This is a genomic window from Streptomyces sp. NPDC096012 (assembly GCF_040426375.1).
Lineage (GTDB): Bacteria > Actinomycetota > Actinomycetes > Streptomycetales > Streptomycetaceae > Streptomyces.
The window spans coordinates 47,037-58,597 of the sequence record NZ_JBEOTD010000035.1 but is presented as its reverse complement, the minus strand read 5'-3'; the positions used below and the strand labels follow the sequence as shown (position 1 = coordinate 58,597).

Genomic DNA, 11,561 nt, shown 5'->3' with positions numbered 1-11,561 from the left:
GCACCACACCCTTTTGGAGACCAAGAGTGGCCTCGGTCCGTCCCGAATACCCCCGCCCGCACTTCGACCGATCGCACGCCTGGCTGACCCTCAACGGCGACTGGGAGTTCACCGTCGACCCGTCCGGCACCGCCAACCCGCGCGACCTGGCCGCGCGGGCGCAGTGGCCGCAGACCATCACCGTGCCCTTCGCCTGGGAGACCGAGGCGTCCGGGGTGGCCGCAAACTGGCTGGAGTACGGCTGGTACCGGCGCACCCTGACCGTCCCCGCCGAATGGCACGGCCTGCGCGTGGTGCTGCACTTCGGCGCCGTTCACCACCAGGCCCGGGTCTGGGTCGGGGACGTGGAGGTCGGCGGACACGAAGGCGGCTACACGCCTTTCGAGTTCGACATCACCGACGCCCTCGCCGGCCGCACCGAGGCCACCGTCCTGGTACGGGTGTGGGCGCCCGTCGACAAGCGCGAGATCGTGCACGGCAAGCAGCGCAGCATTCCCCGCGACGACTACGACGACTGCGCGTTCACCCCGACCAGCGGCATCTGGCAGCCGGTGTGGCTGGAGGCGCGACCCGCAACCCATGTGTCGGGCCTGGCTCTGACCCCCGGCGAGAACCTCGACGCCATTGTCGCAGACATAAGCGTCGCCGGGCCGGACGCCGCAAGGGCGCGGCTGACCGTCCAGGCGACGGGCGGCGACCCCGTCACCACGGTGGCGGGCGCCGACGGGCGGGGACGTGTCACCCTGCCCGTCACCGAGCCGCGCCTGTGGTCGCCCACCGACCCGTACCTGTACGACGTCACCGTGACCCTGGACTCGGGGGACGGCACCGACCAGGTCCGTTCGGCCACCGGCCTGCGGCGGATCGAGACCCGCGGCGACCACCTGCTGCTCAACGGCGAGCGGCTGTACGTCCGCGGGGTCCTCGACCAGGGCTACTGGCCGCACAGCGGGATGACCGCGCCCGACGACCGGGCGTTCGTCACCGACCTGGAACTGGCCAGGGAGTCCGGATTCAACCTGGTCCGCAAGCACCTCAAGCTGGAGGACCCCAGATTCCTGCACCACGCCGACCGGACGGGCATGCTGGTGTGGGCCGAGCCGGCCTCCACGGGCACCTTCACCCCCGAGGCGGCGGCCCGGTTCGAGGCGCAGATCGCACCCATGGTCGCGCGCGACGGCAACCACCCCAGTGTGGTTATTTGGGGCCTGTACAACGAGGAGTGGGGCCTGGACTGGGACGTGCCCGGCGACCCTGCCAAGCAGGACGCGGTCCGTCGCGCGTATGACCTGCTCAAGAGCCTGGACGCGACCCGGCCCGTGGTGGACAACTCCGGCTGGACCCACGTCGCCACCGACCTGGTGGACTGGCACATCTACGACGAGACCCCGGCCGGGTGGGCCGCCAAGGTCCGCTCCCTGCTCGCCGAACGGGCCACCAGCTTCCCGGTCGGCCTCGGCGGCGGGAACATCGTGCACAAGCTCCTCATGGCCGACGGCGGGCCCACCCCCGCCGTCCCCAACCTCAACAGCGAGTACGGGGGCGGGAAGACGAGCGTCGAGCGCGGCTGGAACCAGCGCTGGCAGACCCAGGAGCTGCGCCGGCACGACGTGCTGTCCGGCTATGTGTGGACCGAGCTGTACGACATCGAGCACGAGTTCGCCGGCGTCTATGCCTTCGACCGCACGCTCAAGGACAGCGGGGTCAGCCCCGCCTCGGCCGCCCACGCCGACACCGTGCTGGTGGTCGACGCGCAGCCGTTCGCCCCGGGCCGCGACCTGGTGACCGGCCCCGACCGCAAGGCCGCCTTCGACGTCCGCATCTCCCACCACGGCCCGGCCCCGGAGCGCATCGCGGTCGCCGCCGTGTGGGGCCCGGTCTTGGGTTCCGCCGAGGGCCTGGCCCCGGCCGCCGGCCCGGCGGCCGTCACCGTCGAGCCGTACCGGCTGAGCGAGCCGGTGCACATCTGCGAAGGCCTCCCGGACGGCGCCCCCGCGGCGCGCCTGCACCTCCTGGCCGTGCGTGCCTGCGACGGCCAGGTGATCGGCGGCACGTGCGTGGACGTGGCCGTCCGGTGAGAAGGGCGGCGCCGCGGACCGGGGAGAGGACCGCGGCGCCGCCGCACCCGGCACGGACCGGTCACCGACTCCGCGCTGCATCGAAGCTGCATCGTCACAATAAGCTCGATCCGAACCGCTCCGCCGCTGGGCGGAGCCCCGCCCGAAGGGACCTCGATGGCCACCACCCGACTGCGTGATGTCGCCGAACGCGCCGGTGTCTCGATCCGCACGGTGTCCAACGTCGTCAACGGCTACGCGCAGGTCTCCGACGAGACCCGGCGGCGGGTGGAGAAGGCGGTCGCGGAACTCGGCTACCGCCCCAACCTGCTCGCCCGCAACCTCAAGCGCGGCCGGACCGGGCTGCTCGCCCTGGTCGTACCGGAGCTGGACGTGCCGTACTTCTCCGAGCTGGCCAGGGCCGTCATCGCTGAGGCCCGCACCCGCGGCTACACCGTCGTCATCGACCAGACCGACGGCGAGCCGGACCGGGAGCGGGAACTGATCATGCGCGGCGCGAGCGCCGCCCTCTTCGACGGCGTGATACTTAGCCCGCTCTCGCTGTCCCAGTCCGACCTCGCCCGGCGCGACGCCTCCGACCCGCTGGTGCTGCTCGGCGAGCGGATCGCCGAGAGCCCATACGACCACGTGGCCATCGACAACGTGGCCGCCGCCTACGCCGCCACCGAGCACCTGCTCGACCTCGGCAGGACCAGGATCGCGGCGATCGGCGACCAGCCCTACGACACCGGGGAGACCGCCCAGTTGCGCACCCGCGGCTTCCGCGACGCGCACGCCGCCCGCGGCGTGCCCGTCGACGACTCGCTCGTGGTGACCACCCCCCGCTTCCACCGCTCCGACGGCGCCGCCGCCATGGCCGCCCTGCTCGACCACCCGGACGGGCCACCGGACGCACTGTTCTGCTACAACGACCTGCTCGCCCTCGGCGCCATCCGCACGCTGCTCACCCGCGGCCTGCGCGTGCCCGAGGACGTGGCCGTCGTCGGCTTCGACGACATCGAGGCGGGCCGCTACAACACCCCCACCCTCACCACCATCTCGCCGGACAAGGCGACCATCGCCCGGCTCGCGGTGCAGCGCATCACCGCACGGCTCGGCGACGGGCCGACGGATCCGCCGGCCGCGCTGTGGGCGCCGCACCACCTGGAGGTGCGCGAGAGCACGGTGGGTCGCTGACCTTTGCCGCTCCAGAAGTCGTCGCCGCAGGTGAGCGGGGTGCGGTGGGTCCACATGGGACCATGTCCGCGTGATCGTGTCCTTGCTGTACAAGGTGGCCCGGAAGTTGCTGTGCGTACCGTCGGTACTGCTCCGCAGTGAGGCGGCGAAGGAGTCTCAACTTGTCGGGCGAGGTTGAGGATGTCGCCGCGATCGAAGGCTTGCCGTCGCACATGACGGTTTTCAGGACTGAGATCGACCGGGTACCTCGGCCGGCCGCCGAAGTGGCTGACCTGCGATGGACCAACGGCTGCGACGAGCACGCACCCGTGGTCGCTCCGGCAGTACGGAACCACGTGATCCCTCTCCTCGCCCGGTCCGGCTTTCTGGCCTCACCGTGCGCGGAATCGGTTTCCGGTCAAGCTCAGCCGAGGATCGGCCGCCGCGACTGCCCTTCTCCTTGCGGTTGGCAGCCTGGTCCTTCTTCTCCGGGATGACGGCCTTGATGCGGCGATTGCGCAGGTGAGCTCGGTTGGCGCGGGAGGAGTAGGCCTCATCGCCAGCGACGGCGCGGGCCGGCCCGGAGCATCTGCTCCGGGCCGGCCCGCCCACGCGTTGTCAGCTTGCGGCGGGGATCGGGTCGCGGGTTGGTTGGGGCATCGCCTCGGGTGCGGGCGTCTGCTTCGGATCGGGCTCGGCCGGCACCGCGGAGGGAGCGGGGACAGGGGCGTAGGGGATCTCGCCGCGCAGGACGGCCTTGGCGCGGTCCTCGTCGAGCTCGCCCTCCCAGCGGGCGACGGCCAGGGTGGCGACGCCGTTGCCGACCAGGCTGGTCAGGGCGCGGGCTTCGGACATGAACCGGTCGACGCCGAAGATCAGCGCGAGGGCGGCGGGCGGGACGTGGGGGACGGCGCTGAGGGTGGCGGCCAGGGCGATGAAGCCGGAGCCGGTGACACCTGCGGCGCCCTTGGAGGTGAGCAGCATGACGGCGAGCATGGCCAGTTGCTGGGTGAGGGTGAGGTCGATGCCGAGGGCCTGGGCGAGGAAGACCGAGCCCATGGTCAGGTAGATGGCGGTGCCGTCGAGGTTGAAGGAGTACCCGGCGGGCAGCGTGATGCCGACGACCGGTTTCGAGGCGCCCGCGTGCTGGAGCTTGGCCATCATGCGCGGCAGGACGGGCTCGGTGGAGGAGGTGCCCAGGACGATCAGCAGTTCCTCCTTGATGTAGCGCAGGAAGGGCAGCAGCCGCAGCCCGTTCAGGCGCATCACGGTGCCGAGGACGACGAGGACGAAGAAGAGGGCGGTCAGCCAGAAAGAGCCGACCAGCAGGGCCAGGTGGTGCAGGGTGCCCAGGCCGTAGTTGCCGATGGTGAAGGCCATCGAGCCGAACGCGCCGATGGGGGCGAGGCGCATGATCCAGCGGATGAGCGTGAACAGGACGGTGGAGAACTTCTCGACGCCCCGGGCGATGCTCAGGCCGGCCTCTCCACTGGCGTGCAGGCCGAAGCCGAACAGCACCGACACCAGCAGCACGGGCAGGATCTCGTTGCCGGTCAGGGCGCTGACCAGGGTGGCCGGGATGGTGGCGAGGAGGAAGGCGGCGAAACCCTCGTGGGCCGTGGTGGCGTCCGGCGGCAGGCCCTTGGCGGACAGGGTCGAGAGGTCGATGTGCAGACCGCTGCCCGGCTTGACCACGTTGACGACGACCAGGCCGATCACCATGGCCACGCTGGTCAGCACCTCGAAGTAGACCAGGGCCTTCAGGCTCACGCGGCCGACCGCGCGGGCGTTGCCCATGGAGGCGATGCCGTGGACGACCGTGCAGAAGATGATCGGCGCGATGAACATCTTCACCAGCGCGATGAAGCCGTCGCCGAGCGGCTTGAGGTCGGCGCCGACGGACGGCCACAGCCCGCCCACGGCGGCACCCAGCAGGACGCCGATCAGGCACTGGATGTAGAGGTGGGACAGCATCCGCCGGATGCGGCCCGGTGGTGCGGTGACGGTACCCGGGGCGGCGTCGTTGCGGCTCATGCGGGGCGTCCTTCCAGGACGGGAACGAGGAGTTCGGCTCGGGCGATACGCCGGGCGGCGCGGTGCAGCAGCACCGTGGGGGACGCGCCGTCCGGTGCGGGGACGGCTTGGGTGGTGACCACGCCGGCGGGGGTGCCCAGGCGCAGCGTGCCGTCGGCGGTCTGCCGGGCGACGCGGTGGGCGAGGGTGCCAGGGGTGGCGGCGGCCGTGGCCAGGGCCACGGCGGAGGTCAGGCCGATCGCCGGGTGCGGGGCGTGCATGGAGACCATGCGCACGGCCAGGTCGTACTCGTCGTGGTCGACGCGTACGCCCTGTGTGGTGCGATAGGGGGCGGGGCGGGCGACGATGCCCGCTTTCGGCACCGCGTGGCTGACCGGATCGCCCTCGCGGGCCAGGCCCATGGCCAGCGCCGCCTGGCGGCGCAGCAGTGTCAGCGCGGGCACCGCCGTGGCGAACGCGGTGAGGGATTCCGTGCCGTCGAGGCCGAACGCCTTGGCCTCGAACAGCGCGGCCGGCGCGCCGGCGTCCACCAGGGATGCCTCGACGGGACCGTCCGGGCCGGTCAGCTCGTCCAGTGCCCGGCCGGTCGGCAGAGCGCGGCCGGTCGTCGATCCCGCCGGGTCCTGAAACCCGAGCAGGACCGGCACGCCCGGCGCCGAGGTACCCGGCACCACGGCCGTGCCCTGCTCCGGGGCCGCGCCCGCGGGGGTGGGGATCGTGCCGGTGAGGCGGGCCCCGGTGTTGACGTTGAGCATGCGGACGGTGGTGGTGTCCGACGCGATCGGCACGAGATCGTGGTGGACGGCGTACAGGGCCACGGCGGTGGCGCAGTTGCCGCAGTTGCTGGCCCACTCCACGCGCTCGTCGCCGATGCCGACCTGCGCGAAGGCGTACTCGACATCCACGCCGGGTCGGGTCGACGCCTGTACGACGGCGGCCTTGGAGGTGGTGGAGGAGGCGCCGCCCACGCCGTCGATCTGGCGGGGGTCGGCCGCGTTGAAGGCGGCGAGCAGGAGGGCGTCGACGTCCACGCCCGTGGCGTCCACGTCTCGCTGGTCGAAGATCCAGCACTTGCTGGTTCCTCCGCGGATCATCTCGCCCTGAAGACGCAGCACAACTGACTCCTCACAGCCATGAAGGGGAAGTCCACCGGCGGTCTCGCCGTGCGTGGTGTCCTCCACGGTGGGTTACGGCAGCGTGAAGTACAATCTCGGAAATCTGCATGGCTATTAAGGTGAAGTGAACGCTGGAGGTGATGGCATGCTCGACGTCCGGCGCGTCCTGCTGTTCACGGAGGTCGCCCGGCGCGGCTCGGTGACCGCGACAGCCCGCGCCCTCAACTACACCCCGTCAGCGGTATCGCAGCAGATCAGCCGCCTGGAAACGGAGGCAGGCCAGCCCCTGCTGGAACGCCACGCCCGGGGCGTCAGCCTCACCGACGCCGGACGGGTGCTGGCCGAACGAGGGCACCGGATCGAACGCGAACTGCAGGCCGCGGAAAACGAACTCGCCGACTTCGCCGGCCTGCGCGCGGGCACACTGCGCATCGGCACCTTCCCCACCGTCGGCGCCTCGCTCCTCCCGCAGGCCGTGATCGCCTTCCGGGACGCCCACCCCGACGTACGGCTGACCGTCCGCAGCGCCCGCATCGCCGGGCTGTGGACGATGCTGGAGAACCGGGAGATCGAAATGTCGCTGATGTGGGACTACGACTGGAGCCGAATCGACCGGGACGACATCGTCGTCACCCCGCTCCTCGATGACCCGCCGGCCCTTCTGGTCAGCGACCACCACCCACTCGCCGGACGCGACGCCGCCTCGCTCGCCGACTTCGCGGAGGACCCCTGGATCACCCGCGCCGACCATCACCCGGTGGCCGAGGCCCTCGTCCGCGGCTGCCGCGCCGTCGGCTTCGAGCCCCACATCGCCTACGAGGCCCACGACTACCAGGAAGCCCAGGCCATGGTCGCCGCCGGCATCGGCGTGGCCCTCGCCCCCACCCTGGCCCTGGAGGGCATCCGGCCCGGCGTCAAGGTCCTGACCCTCCAGACGCCGGCCCCCGTCCGCCGCATCCTCCTGGTTCGCATGGCCGACCACTCGCTCACCCCCGCCGCCCTGACCTTCGCCGGACTCCTCCGCGACGCCGCCGCGGCGCGAACCGCCTGACACCGACACCGGCCCACTGGACAGGGCGCCGTCGCGCTCACCGCTGCGGAACGCGACCGAGGCCAGTCGTGGCCGAGGCCGGACACCCATGACGGTGAGCCGGGCCGAGCCGGGTCGGGTCGTGCCGATGCGTCGGGCGCCACCCCCACGACGCCGGCGCATCGGCCACCGGCTCGGGTACCGGCACGAGCCGCCCGCCGCCGTGCGGACCGGCGTCCGGCTCACGGACGTGACGACGTACCGGGCGCACGTCCTTGGCTCCGGTCACCCGTACCGGCGGGTCACCCGTACCGGCCGGTCAGCCGCGCCGGCGCGCCGACTCCTCCAGTCGCTCGACGAGCTCGGCCGCCATGGCCTTGATGGTTTCCAGCCCCTTGCGCCCCCACGGCTGTGGGTCCTGGTCGACCACGCAGACCGTGCCGAGCACCACGCCGGTGCTGTCTATGAGCGGTGCGCCCAGGTACGAGTGGACGCCGATCGCGTCGACCACCGGGTTGCCGGCGAACCGCGGGAAGTCCCGGATGTCCTCCAGCACCAGCGCCCGGCGGCGTTTGACCACGTGCGGGCAGATTCCCATGTCGATGTCGCGGGGCATGATGCGACCCGGCACCGGTTCCTCCAGCAACGGCGGTCCCGCGTGGACCGTGGTGTCCTGCGCGGCGCTGTACAAGCCCGCGAAGTACTGGCGGTCGGCGTCGAGGAAGAAGTTGACCCCGGCGTAGCAGCCGCCGGTGCGGTGTGCCAGTTCCCGGGCGAAGGCGTCGAGTTCCGCATCCGGACGGGCGTCGATGCCCAGCTCGCGCAGCCGCTCGGCTCGGGCACGCATCTGCGGGTCCTCCGGAGGGAGGAGCAGGTGGCGCAGGGCGATTCCGGACTCACGCCCGGAGGAGGGGTTGGTCGGCGTCGGTGCCATGGGAACTCCTTGTCGTGAGCAGAAGCTGAATCAGTTCGAGCAGCACGCGGACGCCGGAGCTCTGGACGCGTGCGTCGCACAGCACCAACGGCACCTCCTGACCGAGGTCGAGTGCGGTCCGCACCTCATCCCCGCGGTAGCGGTGGGCCCCGTCGAACTCGTTGACGGCGACGACGAAGGGCACGCCGCGCCGCTCGAAGAAGTCCACCGCCGCGAAGGAGTGCTCCAGCCTGCGGGTGTCGGCGAGGACGACCGCCCCGAGCGCCCCCTCGGAGAGTTCGTCCCACATGAACCAGAAGCGCTCCTGTCCGGGCGTGCCGAACAAGTACAGGACATGGGACGGACTGAGCGTGATCCGGCCGAAGTCCAGGGCCACCGTGGTGGTGGCCTTGTTCTCCACTCCGTCCAGCCGGTCCGTGGCCGCGCTGACGGTGGTCAGCACCTCCTCGGTACTCAGCGGCTCGATCTCGCTGAGCGAGTTGACGAAGGTGGTCTTTCCCACGCCGAACCCACCGGCGATCAGCACCTTGATGCCCACCGGCAGGACTTCGGCCGGCAGCGGGTCACAGTCGTTTGAGGAGGCCATCGCGTACCGCTTCCAGGAGTTCCAGATCAGGTCGTGCGTAGTGGCCCGGGGGCGCCGGGTGCGTATCACCTGCGACCACCGCGCCTCCCTCGGTCAGATCGGAAAGCAACACCTTGACCACGGCGGCGGGCACCTGCATCCGGGCCGCGACCTCGGCGACGCTCACCGGCCGTTCGCACAGCGCCAGCACCTGCGCATGGTCCAGGCCGAAGGTGCCCTGCGTCTGGGCGCCGGTGGCCCGCACCATCGTCACCAGCGTGAAGGGGGACGTGGCCGTCGTCCGGCCGTCGCTCACCGTGTACGGACGGACCAGCCGCCCGGCCGCTTCGTCGACCAGCGGCCCGTCCGGGAGGACCGGCGGCATCGGTCACCCCACCGGGCGCCGGGGCGCTGTGGCCAGGTGCGGGCGCACGCTCTTCACCATCATCCCCATCTCGTAGCCCAGTACCGCCGCGTCGGCCTCGCGTCCGGCCAGCACGGCCAGCACGGCGCCGTGCCCGGCGGACGAGACGAACAGCAGCGAGGTGCTGAGCTCCGTCACGATCTGTCGTACGTCCCCGCCGTCGTCGAAGTGCCGGCCCGCGCTGCGCGCCAGAGAGTACAGCCCACTGGCGAGGGCGGCCAACTGGTCCGCGGCGTCGTCCTCCAGCCCCTCCGCTGCCTTCACCAGCCCGTCCGAGGACAACAGCAGGGCGCTTCGCGTGTGCGGCACCCGGTTCACCAGACCCGTCAACAGCCAGGAAAGGTCTTCGCTCGCCACGATCGTGTACTCCTCTTCGACGGAAGGAAACAACTTGCTGAACGGGGCCCGGGCCTTCACGGCGGCCCGGGCCTGCAGGGAGGCCCGGCTGTCAGGGCGTCTCCGCTTCCTCGGCCCTGCGCAGTCCGGACTGGAACGCGGCCATCAGGCCCGGGTCGTGTGCGACGTCCTCGGAGGCACCGTTGGCGGGGACCGGGCGCGGCCGTTTGGCGGCGTCATCCTGGCGGCGGCGCTGAGGCAGCTGCGGACGGTCTTCCGCGCCGTCGGAGGGCGCTGGGGCGCCTTGGGGTTCGCCATCGGGCACGGGCGGATCCGCGACGAGGGTCGCCCCTGTCGCCCGGGGGTCCGCCGCCTCGGCAGCCACCGGGTCCTGCGACCCCGCGTCAGGGGACGGGACGGTGTGGTCCGCGGGCGTGGGCACCACCGGCTGCGGGCCGAGCAGTGCGGTGGGCAGCACCATGACGGCCTGACTGCCGCCGTAGACGTTGCTCGACAACTGCACGGCGATGTCGTGCCGCTGAGCCAGGACGGAGACCACGTACAGGCCGATCCGGCCGTCCTGCAGCAGCTCGCCGAGGGCGACCTTGCCGGGGGCACTCAGGACGGTGTTCATCTGGTTGCGCTCGGCCGGGGACATGCCCAGGCCCCGGTCCTCGACCTCGATCGCCACCCCTGCGGCCACGGGCTCCACGCGGACGTGCACGGTGGTCTGGGGCGGTGAGAAGACCGTCGCGTTCTCCAGCAGCTCGGCCAGCAGATGGACGACGTCGACCACGGCGTGGCCGTTGACCGTTCCCTCGATGGGCGGGACCAGCTTGACGCGGGCGTACTGGTCGATCTCGGCGACGGCGGAACGCAGCACGTCGGTCAGGCCGACGGGGCGGGTCCACTGGCGGTGGGTGTTCGCGCCGCCGAGCACGGCCAGGTTCTCGGCGTAGCGGCGGATCCGGGTGGACAGGTGGTCCACCCGGAACAGCCCCTTGAGCAGTTCGGGGTCCTCGACCTCGTTCTCCAGCTCGTCCAGCAGGCCGATCCCTCGGTGCACCAGCGACTCCAGGCGGCGCGCCAGGTTGGCGAACACCTCGAACTGCTCCAGCCGGGAGTTGTGTTCCGCACCGACCGCACCGGCGGCGGTCTCCAGCAGGGCTGCCTCCGCCTCCTGCCGGGCCGCGGCGATCTCGCACCTGAGGCGGGAGACTTCGTCCGGGCCGGTCTGCGGCGGCAGTTCCGGCCGGCGCCGCGCGGGCCGCTCCCCGGCCCGCAACCGGCGGCACAGCGCCTCCAGTTCAGCCCTGCCCTCGGCCGTGACACGGGTCAGCTCGGCCAGCTCGGCGCGGTTCCGGTCGGCCGCTCGGGACAGCTCCGCCCAGTGCGTGGTGACCGCCCGTGCCTGCGCCGAAGCCCGTACGCCCGCGATGAGGGCCGCCACGGCGCCGATGAGCACCACGCCGCCGAACACCGCGCCCCGGTCCGCCCGGCCCAGGTGGCCGTCGCCGACCAGCGCGGTGGCCAGCGCACCGGCCACGGCGACCAGGCCCGGCGGCAGCACGGACGACAGCACCAGACGCCGCCTCAGGGCCTCGGCTCGCGACTCGGCCGACACACGGGAGATGGCGGGCGGCGTCGGCCGGTCGTCCGGCGGCATGGAAGGATCAGGCATAACAGTCCCCGGGCAGTGTGATGATCGGACTGAGCGGGCACGTTATCGTGCACCAGGACCCTGGTGTCAGCCCCTGGCGCATACGGAAATCGAACCGTTGTCCTCGCGTTCACCTGGAAGCGCCCGGCCGGGCGTGCGAGTGGCGGGAAGGGGCCACCACCACCGGGCGTCGGCACCGGACCGGTACAGGCTCGGCATCAGGTCTTCAC

10 protein-coding genes and 1 pseudogene are annotated in these 11,561 nt (G+C 71.9%); 3 read left to right on the top strand and 8 right to left on the bottom strand.

Annotated features, from left to right (window positions below):
- Positions 1–26: 26 nt before the first annotated feature.
- Together ABVB68_RS28230 and ABVB68_RS28225 are read left to right on the top strand one after the other, a co-directional pair.
- Complete coding sequence (locus ABVB68_RS28230) at positions 27–2,078, top strand: glycoside hydrolase family 2 protein (protein WP_353603977.1); 2,052 nt, start codon at positions 27–29, stop codon at positions 2,076–2,078.
- Between the two features lie 156 nt (positions 2,079–2,234).
- Complete coding sequence (locus ABVB68_RS28225; RefSeq protein WP_353603976.1) at positions 2,235–3,254, top strand: LacI family DNA-binding transcriptional regulator; 1,020 nt, start codon at positions 2,235–2,237, stop codon at positions 3,252–3,254.
- 414 nt (positions 3,255–3,668) lie between these two features.
- Here ABVB68_RS28225 and ABVB68_RS28220 read toward each other — a convergent pair.
- From ABVB68_RS28220 to ABVB68_RS28210, 3 genes and pseudogenes are all read right to left on the bottom strand, one after another.
- A pseudogene (locus tag ABVB68_RS28220) lies at positions 3,669–3,803 on the bottom strand (IS5/IS1182 family transposase); the annotation flags it as partial.
- A gap of 48 nt (positions 3,804–3,851) precedes the next feature.
- Positions 3,852–5,267: a C4-dicarboxylate transporter DctA gene (gene dctA / locus ABVB68_RS28215; protein ID WP_353603975.1), complete on the bottom strand. Its 1,416-nt coding sequence runs from the start codon at positions 5,265–5,267 to the stop codon at positions 3,852–3,854.
- Positions 5,264–6,382 carry a PrpF domain-containing protein gene (locus ABVB68_RS28210; protein WP_353603974.1) on the bottom strand — a complete coding sequence of 373 codons (1,119 nt, stop codon included), beginning with the start codon at positions 6,380–6,382 and terminating at the stop codon, positions 5,264–5,266. The genes dctA and ABVB68_RS28210 overlap by 4 nt, the downstream gene beginning before the upstream one ends.
- Before the next feature lie 145 nt (positions 6,383–6,527).
- Here ABVB68_RS28210 and ABVB68_RS28205 point away from each other — a divergent pair, with 145 nt between their 5' ends.
- The gene (locus tag ABVB68_RS28205; protein ID WP_353603973.1) at positions 6,528–7,433 is read left to right on the top strand and encodes a LysR family transcriptional regulator; all 906 of its coding nucleotides are present in this window, start codon (positions 6,528–6,530) and stop codon (positions 7,431–7,433) included.
- Between the two features lie 298 nt (positions 7,434–7,731).
- Here ABVB68_RS28205 and ABVB68_RS28200 read toward each other — a convergent pair whose 3' ends face one another.
- From ABVB68_RS28200 to ABVB68_RS28180, 5 genes are all read right to left on the bottom strand, one after another.
- Entirely contained in the window at positions 7,732–8,346 is a 615-nt protein-coding gene (locus tag ABVB68_RS28200) for a GAF domain-containing protein (RefSeq protein WP_353603972.1), read from the bottom strand.
- Positions 8,309–8,932: a GTP-binding protein gene (locus ABVB68_RS28195; RefSeq protein ID WP_353603971.1), complete on the bottom strand. Its 624-nt coding sequence runs from the start codon at positions 8,930–8,932 to the stop codon at positions 8,309–8,311. The genes ABVB68_RS28200 and ABVB68_RS28195 overlap by 38 nt, the downstream gene beginning before the upstream one ends.
- Entirely contained in the window at positions 8,910–9,296 is a 387-nt protein-coding gene (locus tag ABVB68_RS28190) for a DUF742 domain-containing protein (protein WP_353603970.1), read from the bottom strand. The genes ABVB68_RS28195 and ABVB68_RS28190 overlap by 23 nt, the downstream gene beginning before the upstream one ends.
- Before the next feature lie 3 nt (positions 9,297–9,299).
- The gene (locus tag ABVB68_RS28185; protein ID WP_353603969.1) at positions 9,300–9,692 is read right to left on the bottom strand and encodes a roadblock/LC7 domain-containing protein; all 393 of its coding nucleotides are present in this window, start codon (positions 9,690–9,692) and stop codon (positions 9,300–9,302) included.
- A gap of 91 nt (positions 9,693–9,783) precedes the next feature.
- Positions 9,784–11,352 (bottom strand): ATP-binding protein, encoded by a 1,569-nt coding sequence (locus tag ABVB68_RS28180; RefSeq protein ID WP_353603968.1) that lies wholly within the window; start codon positions 11,350–11,352, stop codon positions 9,784–9,786.
- Positions 11,353–11,561: the final 209 nt, after the last annotated feature.

Coding starts and splice junctions, on each gene's coding strand:
- ABVB68_RS28195 (WP_353603971.1), bottom strand. CDS start 8,932: ATGGCCTCCTCAAACGACTGTGACCCGCTGCCGGCCGAAGTCCTGCCG.
- ABVB68_RS28205 (WP_353603973.1), top strand. CDS start 6,528: ATGCTCGACGTCCGGCGCGTCCTGCTGTTCACGGAGGTCGCCCGGCGC.
- dctA (WP_353603975.1), bottom strand. CDS start 5,267: ATGAGCCGCAACGACGCCGCCCCGGGTACCGTCACCGCACCACCGGGC.
- ABVB68_RS28200 (WP_353603972.1), bottom strand. CDS start 8,346: ATGGCACCGACGCCGACCAACCCCTCCTCCGGGCGTGAGTCCGGAATC.
- ABVB68_RS28180 (WP_353603968.1), bottom strand. CDS start 11,352: ATGCCTGATCCTTCCATGCCGCCGGACGACCGGCCGACGCCGCCCGCC.
- ABVB68_RS28190 (WP_353603970.1), bottom strand. CDS start 9,296: ATGCCGCCGGTCCTCCCGGACGGGCCGCTGGTCGACGAAGCGGCCGGG.
- ABVB68_RS28225 (WP_353603976.1), top strand. CDS start 2,235: ATGGCCACCACCCGACTGCGTGATGTCGCCGAACGCGCCGGTGTCTCG.